At 38.7% G+C, this 16760-nt stretch carries 14 protein-coding genes; 11 read left to right on the plus strand and 3 right to left on the minus strand.

Annotation, left to right across the window (positions count from 1 at the left end):
- Nucleotides 1-62: 62 nt before the first annotated feature.
- Complete coding sequence (locus HT721_RS06940) at nt 63-761, minus strand: GntR family transcriptional regulator (protein WP_050262058.1); 699 nt, start codon at nt 759-761, stop codon at nt 63-65.
- Between the two features lie 140 nt (nt 762-901).
- Here HT721_RS06940 and guaA point away from each other — a divergent pair, with 140 nt between their 5' ends.
- Complete coding sequence (gene guaA / locus HT721_RS06945) at nt 902-2464, plus strand: glutamine-hydrolyzing GMP synthase (RefSeq protein WP_000065711.1); 1563 nt, start codon at nt 902-904, stop codon at nt 2462-2464.
- A gap of 91 nt (nt 2465-2555) precedes the next feature.
- On the plus strand, nt 2556-3386 hold the full coding sequence (locus HT721_RS06950) for a type II restriction endonuclease (protein WP_173213653.1): 831 nt from the start codon (nt 2556-2558) through the stop codon (nt 3384-3386).
- A gap of 18 nt (nt 3387-3404) precedes the next feature.
- On the opposite strand, the gene HT721_RS06955 is transcribed toward HT721_RS06950, so the two are convergent.
- A complete protein-coding gene (locus HT721_RS06955; protein ID WP_050242102.1) occupies nt 3405-4319 on the minus strand; it encodes a Dam family site-specific DNA-(adenine-N6)-methyltransferase in 915 nt (304 codons plus the stop codon).
- A 1098-nt stretch (nt 4320-5417) separates the two neighbouring features.
- Between HT721_RS06955 and HT721_RS06960 the strand changes: the two genes are divergently transcribed.
- From HT721_RS06960 to HT721_RS11380, 7 genes are all read left to right on the plus strand, one after another.
- A complete protein-coding gene (locus tag HT721_RS06960) occupies nt 5418-6704 on the plus strand; it encodes a U32 family peptidase (protein WP_173229385.1) in 1287 nt (428 codons plus the stop codon).
- 349 nt (nt 6705-7053) lie between these two features.
- Complete coding sequence (locus tag HT721_RS06965) at nt 7054-7263, plus strand: helix-turn-helix transcriptional regulator (RefSeq protein WP_001107500.1); 210 nt, start codon at nt 7054-7056, stop codon at nt 7261-7263.
- Nucleotides 7253-7741 carry a DUF6773 family protein gene (locus HT721_RS06970; RefSeq protein ID WP_000247408.1) on the plus strand — a complete coding sequence of 163 codons (489 nt, stop codon included), beginning with the start codon at nt 7253-7255 and terminating at the stop codon, nt 7739-7741. Before HT721_RS06965 ends, HT721_RS06970 begins: the two co-directional genes overlap by 11 nt.
- Before the next feature lie 115 nt (nt 7742-7856).
- Complete coding sequence (locus tag HT721_RS06975; RefSeq protein ID WP_173229387.1) at nt 7857-9317, plus strand: nicotinate phosphoribosyltransferase; 1461 nt, start codon at nt 7857-7859, stop codon at nt 9315-9317.
- A complete protein-coding gene (nadE, locus tag HT721_RS06980) occupies nt 9314-10138 on the plus strand; it encodes an ammonia-dependent NAD(+) synthetase (protein WP_173229389.1) in 825 nt (274 codons plus the stop codon). The genes HT721_RS06975 and nadE overlap by 4 nt, the downstream gene beginning before the upstream one ends.
- Before the next feature lie 207 nt (nt 10139-10345).
- A complete protein-coding gene (locus HT721_RS06985) occupies nt 10346-10897 on the plus strand; it encodes a GNAT family N-acetyltransferase (RefSeq protein ID WP_173229391.1) in 552 nt (183 codons plus the stop codon).
- Between the two features lie 598 nt (nt 10898-11495).
- Nucleotides 11496-13700 carry a G5 domain-containing protein gene (locus tag HT721_RS11380; RefSeq protein WP_173229393.1) on the plus strand — a complete coding sequence of 735 codons (2205 nt, stop codon included), beginning with the start codon at nt 11496-11498 and terminating at the stop codon, nt 13698-13700.
- 618 nt (nt 13701-14318) lie between these two features.
- Here the strand turns inward: HT721_RS11380 and queA are convergent.
- Nucleotides 14319-15347, minus strand: a complete 1029-nt coding sequence (queA, locus tag HT721_RS06995) for a tRNA preQ1(34) S-adenosylmethionine ribosyltransferase-isomerase QueA (protein ID WP_173214177.1) — start codon at nt 15345-15347, stop codon at nt 14319-14321.
- Between the two features lie 150 nt (nt 15348-15497).
- Here queA and HT721_RS07000 point away from each other — a divergent pair, with 150 nt between their 5' ends.
- The gene (locus HT721_RS07000; protein WP_000864588.1) at nt 15498-16205 is read left to right on the plus strand and encodes a glucosamine-6-phosphate deaminase; all 708 of its coding nucleotides are present in this window, start codon (nt 15498-15500) and stop codon (nt 16203-16205) included.
- A 138-nt stretch (nt 16206-16343) separates the two neighbouring features.
- A complete protein-coding gene (gene rpsU / locus HT721_RS07005; protein ID WP_000048054.1) occupies nt 16344-16520 on the plus strand; it encodes a 30S ribosomal protein S21 in 177 nt (58 codons plus the stop codon).
- Nucleotides 16521-16760 lie beyond the last annotated feature (240 nt).

The raw sequence follows: 16760 nt of genomic DNA on the forward strand, positions 1-16760 counted from the left end.
AGGCTGTACTTGAGTACGGCAAGGTGACGTTGACGCGGTTTGAATTTGATTTTCGAAGAGTATTAATTATTTTCAAGATAAAATTCAAAACGTTCGCCTACATACTGACTTTTTACGTATTCAAAAGCTGTCCCATCTTCTAGGTAGGAAACTTGAGTCAGCCCAAGGATAGCGTGTCCTTTTTCAACTTCCAAATAGTGGGCAATTTTTTCTTTAGCAAGGCGAGCATAGATGGTCTGCTGTGATTTACCAATACGGTAGCCATGTTTTTGTAGAGTCTGGAAGAAATGACTGGTGATTTCTTCTTTTTTAAAGTCCTTAATGAATTTTTCAGGAATAGAAGCAACTTCATAAACCAGAGGAACTTTGTCGGCATAGCGAACACGTTCCATTCGGATAATATTTTCCGTTGGAGAAATTCCTAACTTGGCAACTTCCTGCTCATTGGGGATGGTTTTTCTGTAAGAAATGAGCTGGCTAGAGGGAACTTTACCTTGGGACTTAACAATTTCAGTAAAACTGGTTGTCCCTCGCATCTTTTCTTGTACACGTGTACTGGATACAAAGGTGCCACTTCCAACTCTGCGCTCTAAAACACCTTCTTCAACTAATAGAGATATAGCTTGGCGGAGGGTCATGCGACTGACCGCAAACTGCTCTGCTAAATCTCTTTCACTGGGAAGTCTTTCACCAATGGACCAACGGTGCTCGTCAATATCCTTTTTAATCTGATCGTGGATTTTCATATAAGCGGGTAGCATATTTTTCACTTCATTTCTATCTTTTCTCTATTGTACCCTAATAAACTAGAAAAAGTCAAACTTCGCCTTGTTTAGTTGGTAATTCGCCCTTATTTGTGATAGAATATTGAAAAAGATATTTCTTTTGAGAAAGGAAAAAGATGAGCAACATTTCAACTGATTTGCAAGATGTAGAAAAAATCATCGTATTGGACTATGGTAGCCAGTACAACCAGCTGATTTCACGCCGTATCCGTGAGATTGGTGTTTTTTCAGAACTAAAAAGCCATAAAATTTCAGCTGCTGAAGTTCGTGAAATCAATCCTGTAGGAATTATTCTATCAGGTGGTCCAAACTCTGTATACGAAGATGGTTCATTTGATATTGACCCAGAAATCTTCGAACTCGGAATTCCTATTTTGGGAATTTGTTACGGTATGCAGTTATTAACTCATAAACTTGGAGGAAAAGTTGTCCCTGCAGGTGATGCTGGAAATCGTGAATACGGTCAATCAACTCTTACTCACACACCATCAGCTCTTTTTGAATCAACACCAGACGAGCAGACTGTTTTGATGAGCCATGGTGATGCGGTTACTGAGATTCCTGCTGACTTTGTTCGTACAGGTACATCAGCTGACTGCCCTTATGCAGCCATTGAAAACCCAGATAAACACATTTACGGTATCCAATTCCACCCAGAAGTTCGTCATTCTGTATACGGAAATGATATCCTTCGTAACTTTGCTCTTAACATCTGTAAGGCTAAAGGCGACTGGTCAATGGATAACTTCATTGATATGCAGATCCAAAAAATTCGTGAAACTGTTGGTGATAAACGTGTCCTTCTTGGTCTATCAGGTGGAGTTGACTCATCTGTCGTTGGGGTTCTTCTCCAAAAAGCGATTGGCGATCAATTGATCTGTATCTTCGTAGACCACGGTCTTCTTCGTAAAGGAGAAGCGGACCAAGTTATGGACATGCTTGGTGGTAAGTTTGGTTTGAATATCGTTAAAGCAGACGCTGCTAAACGTTTCCTTGATAAACTTGCTGGCGTTTCTGACCCTGAACAAAAACGTAAAATCATCGGTAACGAGTTTGTCTATGTATTCGATGACGAAGCAAGCAAGCTCAAAGATGTGAAATTCCTTGCTCAAGGTACCTTATATACAGACGTTATCGAGTCTGGTACAGATACAGCTCAAACTATTAAGTCACACCACAACGTGGGTGGTCTTCCAGAAGACATGCAGTTTGAACTCATCGAACCACTCAACACTCTTTATAAGGACGAAGTTCGTGCCCTAGGTACAGAGCTTGGTATGCCAGACCATATCGTATGGCGCCAACCATTCCCAGGACCAGGACTTGCTATCCGTGTCATGGGAGAAATTACTGAAGAAAAACTTGAAACCGTTCGTGAGTCAGACGCTATTCTCCGTGAAGAAATTGCCAAAGCTGGTCTTGACCGCGATATCTGGCAATACTTCACTGTTAACACAGGCGTTCGTTCAGTTGGTGTTATGGGTGACGGTCGTACGTATGACTACACAATTGCAATCCGTGCTATCACTTCTATCGATGGGATGACTGCTGACTTTGCCAAAATTCCTTGGGATGTCCTTCAAAAAATCTCTGTTCGTATCGTAAATGAAGTAGATCACGTTAACCGTATCGTCTACGATATTACAAGTAAACCACCTGCAACAGTAGAGTGGGAGTAGGAAAAATTACAATAAAAAGGCTTTGAAATCAATGTTTCAGAGCCTTTAATTAAATAATCGCAAACAATTCGCAAACAAAGGAGCTGAGTAAATGACACCTTATACAGATAAAATAATTGATACTATTGCTAAGTATTTACCAAAAAATGAAAATGAATGGGAACTCGTTGGTTTTATAAACAAAAAGAAGGAAATCTACACGTTTGGGAGTGATTCAAAGATTATAGGTAGATTGTTTGAAGTTATAGCTTTTGAAGCATTGCAACGTTCAGCCAATGAATTGGGCTATACTTTACATGAATCTGAAAAACAAACTGTATACCCTGATTTTTATTTTAAAAAGCAAGATGGGCGAAAAATTGCCATCGATATAAAAACTACTTACAGAAGAAGCGAAAATACGAAATTTGGCTTTACTGGAGGTAGTTTTACAAGTTTTATGAGAAATGGAACAAAGAATATTGTAGGTCATTACTCTGATTATGACGGTCATTATATTTTAGGTGTTGTCTATACTCGAGAGACGAAACCAACTACTGGAAAAGTTAATTTTGAGAAATTAGATTCTATAATTCCTGCATATAAAAATATAGAAATGTTTGTTCAAGAAAAGTATAGAATATGTGGTGATAAGAAAGGCAGTGGAAATACCGATAATATTGGAACAATTACTTCAACATCCATTAAGCCTTTTGTTTATGGTGCAGGCCCTTTCTCCGTTTTAGGAGATGATGTGTTTAAAGATTATTGGAAACATTACCCAAGATATACTGATACCCAAAAGGTAAAACAATCTTTATATAATAATCTTGAAGGATATTTTGATTGGCTTTCTAAAACAGATGAACCTAAATCGCTAGAATTAAAACAATTATATTCAGATTATCTATCTCAGTACGAGGAAACATTTGATAAAAAATAGAGCAGTTCGCTCTATTTTTTATATTTCAAAAAGGCTAATTTGCTCTTGTTCAGGATGCACTTCATTTAGGTTTGAATTAGATTCACTTATTACTAGGGCTTCTATCATTTTATTTCGATTAGATTCCTTTGCTCCTAAGTGATAAAAATGTTCAGTAGTTAACAACTTTCCATCCGTCCATTTTTCCATGTGGGTATTTTTTCTATACTGATTTTCGTACCACATACTAAAGGCGTATCCTGCTTTTCCTTTTTGAGTAAGTTCTGCGAGTAATGTCGCGTATTCTTCACTCCAAGAATCATAATATCCATCATATCGATCAATGTACGGAGGGTCTAAATAAACAAAGTCATTTTCTCCCATCATCTCAAATGCTTTAGTGAAAGGAATACAGATAAATTCCCAATCTTTACCCTTCATTATTTTTTCAATCCATGAAACTTGATTTACAATTTTTGTAATCAATGCTTTTTGAAATCTCTCTGGTTTTCGTCCAAAAGGAACATTATAATTACCTTTATTATTAAAACGTATCATTCCATTAAAATTGGAACGTTGTAAAAATAAAAAATCTAAAGAGCTATGTTCTTTATTAAATCTATCTCTAACTTCATAGTAATAAGATGTCTTATCAGCCGGAGTACTAGATAATTTAGTTGCTTCATTTTCTAAAAAAGTTCTAACTGTTTGAGCAGTAATCTTCTTTGATTGAATATCTTTGTAAAATTGAATGATATAGGGATTGGTGTCACTAAAAATAGCCTTCTGTGGTTCTAAATTAAAACCTACTACACCAGATCCCATAAATGGTTCAAAGTATGTTCCTTTACCATCCCACTTTATTGATTCAGCAATAAATGGAACTAATTTAGTTTTTATTCCTTGGATTTTAATAGGTGGTACTTTAGGTGTGATAATTTTTTTAGGTAACAATTGTAATTCTCCTCCCCTACTATATGTATTCTATTATAGCATTTTTTATACTTTTTTCTTCAAAAACTGATTATAAACTTCTCCTCTTCCTAAAATGTAAAGTTAAACACATAAAATATTTAACACTACAAAAAATAGTCAAATAAATGTATTCTGCATTAAAAATTGATCTAAGCATTGTTGAACCTTCTTTATATAATTTCAGTGTTGTAATTATTTCACGCCACTGTTATAAAATAAGTGTCGTGTTTTGTCGACACATAAAATTGAAATAAAAAAAATAGGCTTGAAGCCTAAATTTTTCCGTGACGCACTAAAAGAGAACCCCTCACTATCATTCTGATAACAAAAGAAGTGGTTACATAATTTGTTTCTGTATATAGAGGTAAAATCTTTTTTAACTCAGCAATATCATCAATAGTAGTTTGATTTACTTGTAAATCAGTTCGAGTTTTTGGGGCACTTCGTTCTTCAACTTGAGACCCAAATTTTAATACTTTATCCCAGTTTTGTTCAGCAGTAATTTTTTTAGAATCTAAATAAGCTTGATTTACGACAAACCCATTAGTAAGATGAAGATTATCAAATTCTCCAGTTGCTTTTATTTCTTTTTTTAGAGCATCGATACTATTTCGTGTTTCTATTGCTAGTCTAACAGCTAATCTTACTATATCACCACCTTTTTATTACTAATACTATTATATAAAAAATGTTGTGTTTTTGTTACACATTAATTTCAACTCTGCAAACAATAGAAATTAATTCTAATAAATTCTTATAAAAATAACTAGTATAAATCCTTAATTTTAAACTATATCAAACCTTATCAATTTAGAAAACAATAGAATGGGAATAGTCATCTAAGGACTAATTTATGTAGTTTAATGAGCCAGTATCTTTGGGTACTGGTTTTTACTTTTCTAGACTTTTTGACTACCTGTTAAAACTGGGTTAATTTTCGACAGTTTAACAGTTATTATGCAAAGTTTAAAAGATTAGAATTGTCAAAACAATCTGTCTAGGCTTGATTTTATGGCTTATTTACTATAAAATGAGAAGGAAAAACGTCAAACTTTTATATTGCAAATAGGAGAAAACATGACAAAAACATTAAAACGTCCTGAGGTTTTATCACCTGCAGGGACTTTAGAGAAGCTAAAGGTAGCTGTTCAGTATGGGGCAGATGCTGTCTTTATTGGTGGTCAGGCCTATGGTCTTCGTAGCCGTGCCGGAAACTTTACCTTTGAACAGATGGAAGAAGGTGTCCAGTTTGCGGCCAAGTACGGTGCCAAAGTCTATGTAGCTGCCAATATGGTTATGCACGAAGGAAATGAAGCTGGTGCTGGTGAGTGGTTCCGTAAACTACGTGATATCGGGATTGCCGCAGTTATCGTATCTGACCCAGCCTTGATCATGATTGCAGCGACTGAAGCGCCTGGTCTTGAAATCCACCTCTCTACCCAAGCAAGTGCAACTAACTATGAAACCCTTGAGTTCTGGAAAGAACTGGGCTTGACTCGTGTCGTTTTGGCGCGTGAGGTTTCGATGGAAGAATTAGCTGAAATCCGCAAACGTACAGATGTTGAGATTGAAGCCTTTGTCCACGGAGCCATGTGTATTTCTTACTCTGGTCGTTGTACTCTTTCAAACCACATGAGTATGCGTGATGCCAACCGTGGTGGATGTTCTCAGTCTTGCCGTTGGAAATATGACCTTTACGATATGCCTTTTGGGAAAGAACGTAAGAGCCTTAAGGGAGAGATTCCAGAAGAATTTTCGATGTCAGCCGTTGATATGTCTATGATTGACCATATCCCAGATATGATTAAAAATGGTGTGGATAGTCTTAAAATTGAAGGACGTATGAAGTCTATTCACTATGTTTCAACAGTAACCAACTGCTACAAGGCGGCTGTGGATGCCTATCTTGAAAGTCCAGAGAAGTTTGAAGCTATTAAGCAGGACTTGATTGATGAGATGTGGAAGGTTGCCCAACGTGAATTGGCAACAGGCTTCTACTACGGTACACCATCTGAAAATGAACAGTTATTTGGTGCTCGTCGTAAAATTCCTGAGTACAAGTTTGTCGCTGAAGTGGTTTCTTATGATGATGCAACACAAACAGCAACCATTCGTCAACGGAACGTTATTAACGAAGGTGACCAAGTTGAGTTTTATGGCCCAGGTTTCCGTCATTTTGAAACGTATATTGAAGATTTGCACGATGCAAAGGGAAATAAAATCGATCGCGCTCCAAATCCGATGGAACTCTTGACAATCAAAGTCCCACAACCTGTTCAAGCAGGAGACATGGTTCGTGCATTAAAAGAAGGACTCATCAATCTCTACAAAGAAGATGGAACTAGTGTCACAGTTCGAGCTTAATGTAGTTGTTTAGTTTTAAAAAATTATGCAAAGCTCCATATACAACACTTAAACGAGATTAAAGAATGGCGAAATCCCTTGATGTGCAAGGGATTAGCTGTCCTTTTTTATTTTTAAGTGATAAAGTCGGAGCTTAGGTATCAAAGTTTATCAAATTAAACAAAGAAGCGATGTCTTAGATATTTTGAAAAAAATTAATAAGCAGAAAACTCTTTATCATTTATGTGGTAGAGAGTTTTTTGTTAATAAAATTGTACAAAATGACATTTATATATTGCATTAAGTTAGATATATGATATAATGTTGTTAAAAAGAGGCGCAACTTTTTAAAACTATAAGGAGGACGCAGGTGGCTAAAAATTTAAAATTAAAATTAGCTCGGGTTGAGCTTGATTTAACTCAAGGTCAACTGGCAGAGGCTGTGGGGGTGACGCGCCAGACTATTGGTTTGATAGAGGCGGGAAAATATAATCCCAGTCTCTCGCTTTGCCAGTCTATTTGCAGATGTTTAGGGAAAACCCTAGACCAACTATTTTGGGAGGAAGAAGATGGTAAATAAATTCATTCATTATCAATTACTTGACGAAAGAGAAGAACAATTAATCAATAAAGCTGGGGCAGAGTCTTTTTCACTCTTTATTGGACTTGTGCTTCTAAGCTATTTGGTGGCTGTATTAGCTCCCTCTCTTTTTAATCCGAATTTTCTAGTCTATACTCTGATAGTAGGAATTTTCTTCTTTTTCAACCGTGCCCGTTATCTGGGAGTGACCTACTATAGTCGTTTTCATTTTACGATTTTGGGTTGTTTTTTCCTAACATTGGCTATTACGGCTCTTTTGATGTTACAGAATTATCAATTCAACATAGAAATTTATCAGCACAATCCTTTGAACGTTAAATACCTGTCTGCTTGGGCAATTACTTATGTCATTTACCTTCCTTGGGTTTTTATCGGCAATCTTGGTCTTAAGAGCTATGGTGAATGGGCTCAGAAAAAGTTTGAACAAGATATGGATGAACTAGAGAGTGGTGAATAGCTTGTTACTCTTTTCTCAATCCAGCTAAAATGTGATATAATAGTACTAATTTATTGGAATGCATGAAAGTTTTTGAAAATTTTCATGTATTTCTAGTTAAGGAAGTAGGAAAAGTATGTATCCAGATGATAGTTTGACATTGCACACGGACTTGTACCAGATTAACATGATGCAGGTTTACTTTGACCAAGGGATTCACAATAAAAAGGCGGTCTTTGAGGTTTATTTCCGCCAACAGCCTTTTAAGAACGGCTATGCGGTTTTTGCTGGTTTGGAAAGAATTGTGAACTATCTTGAAGATTTGCGTTTTTCAGATAGTGATATTGCCTATTTGGAGTCTCTAGGCTATCATGGGGCATTCTTGGACTACCTCCGCAATTTCAAGTTGGAGCTGACCGTTCGTTCTGCCCAAGAAGGGGACTTGGTCTTTGCTAATGAACCGATTGTGCAAGTGGAAGGCCCTCTAGCCCAATGTCAATTGGTCGAAACGGCTCTTTTGAACATCGTCAACTACCAAACCTTGGTGGCGACTAAGGCAGCTCGTATTCGTTCAGTTATTGAAGATGAACCTTTGATGGAGTTTGGGACACGTCGGGCTCAAGAAATGGATGCGGCTATCTGGGGAACACGCGCAGCGGTGATTGGTGGAGCCAATGGAACCAGCAACGTGCGCGCTGGTAAACTCTTTGACATTCCTGTCTTGGGGACCCATGCCCATTCTTTGGTACAGGTTTATGGTAACGACTATGAGGCTTTCAAGGCTTACGCTGCGACCCACAAAAATTGCGTTTTTCTTGTGGATACCTATGACACCCTTCGTATTGGGGTACCCGCTGCAATTCAGGTGGCGCGTGAGCTGGGTGACCAGATTAACTTTATGGGTGTGCGGATTGACTCTGGGGATATTGCCTACATTTCCAAGAAAGTCCGTCAGCAACTGGACGAGGCTGGATTTACAGAGGCTAAGATTTATGCTTCTAATGATTTGGACGAAAATACTATCCTCAACCTCAAGATGCAAAAGGCCAAGATTGATGTCTGGGGCGTGGGTACCAAGCTGATCACAGCCTATGACCAGCCAGCTCTTGGTGCAGTTTATAAGATTGTTGCCATCGAAGATGAAAATGGTCAGATGCGCAATACCATCAAGCTGTCTAATAATGCGGAAAAAGTGTCTACGCCAGGTAAGAAGCAGGTGTGGCGCATTACCAGTCGTGAAAAAGGCAAGTCAGAGGGTGACTACATCACTTATGATGGTGTGAATGTGAGTGACATGACAGAAATCAAGATGTTCCATCCGACCTATACTTATATCAAGAAGACGGTTCGTAATTTTGATGCTGTGCCTCTCTTGGTGGATATTTTCAAGGACGGGAAATTGATTTATAACCTGCCTAGTTTGCCTGAGATTCAGGATTATGCTCGTAAGGAATTTGACAAGCTTTGGGATGAGTACAAGCGCGTGCTCAATCCGCAACATTATCCAGTAGATTTGGCGCGTGATGTATGGCAAGACAAGATGGACTTGATTGATAAGATGCGCAAGGAAGCCCTTGGTGAAGGAGAAGAAGAATGAGTTTGCTAGAAGCGATTATCCAAGAACTGGGCGTGAAACCAGTGATTGATGCCCAGGAAGAAATCCGTCGTTCCATTGATTTCTTAAAGAGATACCTGAAAAAACATCCTTTCCTAAAAACCTTTGTGCTAGGGATTTCTGGAGGGCAGGACTCGACTTTGGCAGGTCGTTTGGCTCAACTAGCTATGGAAGAACTGCGAGCAGAGACGGGCGATGATAGCTACAAATTTATCGCTGTTCGCCTGCCATACGGAGTACAAGCTGATGAAGCAGATGCTCAAAAAGCCCTAGCCTTTATCCAGCCAGATGTCAGTTTGGTGGTGAATATCAAGGAATCGGCTGACGCGATGACAGCTGCAGTTGAGGCGACAGGTAGCTCTGTTTCAGACTTTAACAGGGGAAATATCAAGGCTCGTTGCCGTATGATTGCTCAGTATGCCCTTGCTGGTTCCTATAGCGGAGCGGTCATTGGAACAGACCACGCCGCGGAAAATATCACAGGTTTCTTTACCAAGTTTGGTGACGGTGGTGCGGATATTCTCCCTCTTTACCGCCTCAATAAGCGTCAAGGAAAACAACTCTTGCAGGAACTTGGTGCAGACCCAGCCCTTTATGAAAAAATCCCAACAGCAGACCTAGAAGAAGATAAACCAGGTCTAGCTGATGAAGTAGCCCTCGGAGTCACTTATGAAGAGATTGACGACTACCTAGAAGGCAAAACAATCAGCCCAGAAGCCCAAACGACTATCGAAAACTGGTGGCACAAAGGTCAACATAAACGCCACCTACCAATCACCGTATTTGATGATTTTTGGGAGTGAGACAGAAATCGGTAACTCGAAGAGTTCGATTTCGTTGTCTCACCCCCTCAAGCCAGACAGCTACTGCGTCATAAAATTAGAGGAAACTGTTGTTTTCTCAATGTTTATGAGTAAAGTGTTTTTACCCTGATCCTAGAAATAAGAAAACTAAGAAGGTCCAGTGGACATTTTTAGCTTGAACATTCAAATAGAAAGCGAGTTACGATTATGAAAGAACTAGGTACACAAACTATAGAAACTGAACGATTGATCTTGAGGAGATTTGTGGAAGATGATGCTCAAGCCATGTTTGATAATTGGGCTTCATCTGCTGAGAATCTAACCTACGTCACTTGGGATCCCCATCCTGATGTCGAGGTGACTCGGAACTCGATTCGTAACTGGGTTGCCTCCTATACAAATCCCAACTATTACAAATGGGCTATTTGTCTCAAAGAAAATCCTGAGCAAGTGATAGGAGATATCAGCATCGTTGAAATGGATGAGAACGATTCTTCTTGTGAAATTGGCTATGTTTTAGGCAAGGCTTACTGGGGACTTGGGATGATGACAGAGGCCTTGAAAGCTGTCTTAGATTTTTGTTTTACTCAAGCAGGCTTTCAAAAAGTTAGAGCACGATATGCCAGTCTCAATCCAGCTTCAGGTCGTGTTATGGAGAAGGCTGGAATGTCCTATCTAAAGACTATTACCAATGCTGTAGAGAGAAAAGGCTATCTTGCGGATCTTATTTATTATCAGATAAGTAGGGAAGAATGTTGAATTCTCTTTTCTGTTTTCATTTAAGTCAACTATTTATTGTAAATATAATAATTGGCATCCCAAGTTTATTTGCAACTTTAAAATAGCATATTGATTAGCACAAGACAGATGTTCTAGTTCCTTCTTTAAGCTTGTAACTAAGAGGGAGCTAATCGACTAGATTCTCCAGTCGAACAGGTGGTAATACGCTTTTTATAGTGTAATCCTAGCTGTTGTTAAATTTAAAATAGAATCCTCTATCGAGTTAGGGAATTAAATTCCACCAATTTTATTTATGTTTTTCTATCAAAATATCTAACATTAAAATAGTCTCATTCTGATGAGCAAACTATTCGATTGCTACTGCATAGTTGTATAAAGAATGATGAAAGATGAGTGAAAATTATCAAGTTGGAATGTTTGTATCTAAATATATTAGCATGTATTTGGATAAGATGTCTGCAATCCTCTATATATGAGATTGATTACGATATAGTTAAAGTGTTAGTTCAATAATCAATATATCATTCTAAGTTTATTTGATATATGAAATATATTATTTAACATTTGCCAGAAAAGATGCTATACTAGAAGTAGTAAATTTTAGAAGGAGGATGTAATGGCAAAATCTAATACCAATAAGCGCTATGCATTACGTAAACTCGGAAAGATTTTTGGTTCTGTGATAATCGGGCTAACTTTATTTTTAGGAGGAATCCTGAATACAAGTTTTGTTCATGCTGATGGAACAGGAGTGACATTTATTAAAGACGATACCCGCCGTAAAGGAGAGGAACCGGAGACTGATGTTGATGAAGTAGGAAATATTATTGTTAAGGTTCCGGCTAAGGATAGCGTTGAAACAAAAGTAATTCCAATCGAAACAGAATATGAAGCGGATCCAACTCTTGCTAAAGGGGAAAAGAAAGATGATCCAACTCGTCCAGGTAAGGTAGGAACTGAAACCATTACGACTACTTATAAAATCGAAGGTGGTAAGGCAGTAGAAGATAAGAAGACCAGTGAAGTAACAACTGCGATGGTTAAGAAAGTTGTTAAAGTTGGAACAAAGCCGACTGAAACAACTGAGCCTACAACTTCTACGGAAGTGAGATATGAAAAGGATCCAGAACATACAAGAGGAAGCCAACCTACGACTATTCCAAGCGAAGATGGACTGAAAACAGTTACGACTAGTTATAAAGTTGATTCTAAGACAGGCGATATTACGGTAGCAGATGTTTCAGAGACGGTTACTAAAGCAGCTACACCTATTATCGTTAAGGTTCCGGCTAAGGATAGCGTTGAAACAAAAGTAATTCCAATCGAAACAGAGTATGAAGCAGATCCAACTCTTGTTAAAGGGGAAAAGAAAGATGATCCAACTCGTCCAGGTAAGGTAGGAACTGAAACCATTACGACTACTTATAAAATCGAAGGTGGTAAGGCAGTAGAAGATAAGAAGACCAGTGAAGTAACAACTGCGATGGTTAAGAAAGTGGTTAAAGTCGGGACAAAACCGACTGAAACAACTGAGCCTACAATTTCCACGGAAGTGAGGTATGAAAAGGATCCAGAACATATAAGAGGAAGCCAACCTACGACTATTCCAAGCGAAGATGGACTGAAAACAGTTACGACTAGTTATAAAGTTGATTCTAAGACAGGCGATATTACGGTAGCAGATGTTTCAGAGATGGTTACTAAAGCAGCTACACCTATTATCGTTAAGGTTCCGGCTAAGGATAGCGTTGAAACAAAGGCTATTCCAATCGAAACAGAGTATGAAGCAGATCCAACTCTTGTTAAAGGGGAAAAGAAAGATGATCCAACTCGTCCAGGTAAGGTAGGAACTGAAACCATTACGACTACTTATAAAATCGAAGGTGGTAAGGCAGTAGAAGATAAGAAGACCAGTGAAGTAACAACTGCGATGGTTAAGAAAGTTGTTAAAGTTGGAACAAAGCCGACTGAAACAACTGAACTTACAACTTCTACGGAAGTGAGATATGAAAAGGATCCAGAACATACAAGAGGAAGCCAACCTACGACTATTCCAAGCGAAGATGGACTGAAAACAGTTACGACTAGTTATAAAGTTGATTCTAAGACAGGCGATATTACGGTAGCAGATGTTTCAGAGATGGTTACTAAAGCAGCTACACCTATTATCGTTAAGGTTCCGGCTAAGGATAGCATTGAAACAAAAGTAATTCCAATCGAAACAGAGTATCTCGATGACCCAACTCTTGATAAGGGTCAAGAAGTAGAAGAAGCAGGAGAAATTGGTGAAATTACGCTTACTACAATGTATACTGTAGATGAACGTGATGGAACAATTGAAGAAACTACTTCTCGTCAAATTACTAAAGAGATGGTAAAAAGACGTATAAGGAGAGGGACGAGAGAACCTGAAAAAGTTGTTGTTCCTAAGAAATCATCTATTCCTTCGTATCCTGGATCTGTTACATCTAATCAAGGAACAGATGCAGCAGTAGAACCAGCTAAACCAGTTGCTCCAACAACAGGCTGGAAACAAGAAAATGCTATGTGGTATTTTTATAATACTGATGGTTCCATGGCAACAGGTTGGGAGCAAGTTGATGGTTCATGGTACTATCTAAACGATAATGGTTCCATGGAGACAGGTTGGCTACAAAATAATGGTTCATGGTACTACCTCAACAGCAACGGTTCTATGAAAGCCAATCAATGGTTCCAAGTTGGTGGTAAATGGTATTATGTAAATGCATCGGGTGAGCTAGCGGTCAATACAAGTATAGATGGCTATAGAGTCAATGATAATGGTGAATGGGTGCGTTAATAGATTCCTCCCTGCGACAAAATTGATAATAGTATGTCTGAATATATAATTATGTATAAAAAGCTATAGATAAGCTCATCTTATAGCGACTATAAAAAAGTGAACAAGCCTAGTCTTCTGTACATTAGAATTCAGGTTTGTTCACTTTTTGTTTAATACTCAATGAAAATCAAAGAGCAAACTAGGAAACTAGCCGCAGGTTGCTCAACGCACTGCTTTGAGGTTGTAGNNTGACGCGGTTTGAAGAGATTTTCGAAGAGTATAAGTCTTTGATTTTGAGACTAAGGAGAGTCAGGGTCAAAGTAGTGAATGATTCTGAAACAACTCATAATAGTCTCTTGAGAGGACAGATAAGAGTAACAAATATGGTGCTACTCATGTGTCTTGCTTTTTGATTTACAAACAGCGAAGAAAATATAGGAAGCTGAAATAAAATATAGATGAAACAATTTGGAGAGTCAATGTAATATATGGCAATATTTTCGAAGCTAGGGGGAAGCATTTTAATTTCAATGTACTAGGCGTCCTCTACAGCTAGCTAGAGTTTCAATTGTAGATGTTCTTTGAAATAATGTCTTAGCGATTTATTGGTATTAGAAGATTTAGAGAAATTCTTGCTCAATAAATAAACATGGCATCGCCAAAACTAAAGAAGCGGTAGTGTTCTTGGATGGCATGATGGTAAGCATCTAAGACTAATTCACGGCCTGCAAAGGCAGAAACTAACATGACCAGAGTTGATTTTGGCAGGTGGAAATTGGTTGAAAAGGCATCTACAACCTTCCATTCGTAGCCAGGTTTGATAAAGATATTGGTCCAGCCAGAATCTGCTTGGATTTGCCAATCAAACTTGGAACCAATAGTCTCCAAGGTGCGGATAGAAGTGGTTCCGACAGCGATGACGCGACCACCATTTTCCTTAACAGAGCGAAGGGTTGCAGCTGCTTCCTCAGAAAGTTGGTAAAATTCTGAGTGCATTTCGTGTTCGTCCAGATTGTCAACTGAAACGGGTCTAAAGGTTCCGAGTCCGACATGAAGAGTCAGATAGACTAGATGAACACCCTTAGCTTGGATTTCTGCCAGCAGCTCTTTGGTGAAGTGAAGACCAGCAGTTGGTGCTGCAGCAGAGCCACTTTCCTTGGCGTAAACAGTTTGATAGCGTTCGCGGTCATCCAGTTTTTCGTGGATATAAGGTGGCAGAGGCATTTCTCCCAGACTTTCCAAAACTTCTAGGAAAATTCCTTGGTATTCGAAGCGGACAATACGGCCCCCATGGGTCAATTCTTCTGTAACGACAGCGCTGAGGCGACCATCACCAAAGCTGACGCGAGTGCCAACCTTGAGGCGCTTGGCAGGTTTAGCCAGAACCTCCCACTCATCTCCAGTAGTATTTTTGAGTAGGAGAAGTTCCACATGACCTCCTGTCTCCTCTTTTTGACCATAGAGGCGAGCGGGGAGAACTCGGGTGTCGTTCATGACAAGGGCATCACCAGGTTCCAGCATATCAATAATAGAGTGGAAGTGTTTATCCTGCATTTCTCCTGTCTCACGGTTGACGATGAGAAGTTTAGAAGCATCCCGTTTTTCAAGGGGTGTTTGGGCAATCAATTCCTCGGGTAAGTGGAAATCAAAATCAGCTGTATTCATATATCTGTTCATTCTTTCTAAGTTCTAATCTTATCCATTATAACATGTTTCAAGTTTGGACGCTCTTTTTTTAGAAATTAAACCGTTTTCACTTGACAAAAATTGGTCTATACCATATAATAAATATAGATAGAAATGGAGGATGAAAAGATGAAAGTTATTAAAGTTGAAAACCAAATCGAAGGTGGAAAAGTTGCTTTTGAGATTTTGAAAGAAAAGTTGGCAAATGGCGCTCAAACTCTAGGACTTGCGACAGGAAGTAGCCCACTTGAATTTTACAAGGAAATTGTTGAAAGTGACCTTGATTTTTCAAATCTAACCAGTGTCAACCTTGATGAGTATGTAGGCCTTGATGGCGACAATCCTCAGTCTTACCGTCACTTCATGCAAGAAAACTTGTTCAACCAAAAACCATTTAAAGAAAGTTTCTTGCCTCGTGGGGTTAAGGATCATGCTGAAGCTGAAGTTGAACGCTACAACCAAATTTTGGCTGACCATCCAGTTGACCTGCAAATCTTGGGAATTGGTCGCAATGGGCATATCGGCTTTAATGAGCCTGGTACTCCATTTGACAGTCAAACGCATCTAGTCGAACTGGACCAGTCTACTATCGAAGCAAACGCACGTTTCTTTGACAAGATTGAAGATGTCCCAACCCAAGCTATTTCAATGGGGATTAAAAACATTTTGGATGCCAAGTCAATCCTTCTCTTTGCCTACGGTGAATCAAAAGCAGAAGCCATTGCCGGAACAGTGTCTGGCCCAGTGACTGAGAATCTACCTGCAAGTAGCCTTCAAAATCACCCTGATGTGACCATCATTGCGGATGCTGAAGCGCTTAGCTTACTTGAAAAATAAAAAGCAATGTTCTATTGAACGCTTTCAACTCTTGTATAAATGTAAGAAAAAATCAAAATTAAACCGCATTTTTGCTTGACAATTATTCCTTTTACGTGTAGAATGAAATAGATATTGAACTTGAAGGGAGTGAAAAAAATGTCTAAAACAGTAGTACGTAAGAATGAATCTCTTGACGACGCACTTCGTCGTTTCAAACGTGCGGTTACTAAAGCTGGTACTCTTCAAGAAACACGCAAACGTGAATTCTATGAAAAACCTTCTGTAAAACGTAAACGTAAATCAGAAGCAGCTCGTAAACGTAAAAAATTCTAATTAGAAATGAAAGGCTGGAGAAATCTAGTCTTTTTTCTTTTAATACTCTTCGAAAATCTCTTCAAACCTCGTTAACGTCGCCTTGCCGTATGTGTAGGATACTGACTACGTCAGTTCCATCTACAACCTCAAAACAGTGTTTTGAGCAACCTACGGCTAGCTTCCTAGTTTGCTCTTTGATTTTCATTGAGTATAACGATAGTCCTATCATATCACTCAAAATGACTTTCGTCTAATATG

The sequence above is a fragment of the Streptococcus sp. 4094 genome (assembly GCF_013277125.1).
Lineage (GTDB): Bacteria > Bacillota > Bacilli > Lactobacillales > Streptococcaceae > Streptococcus.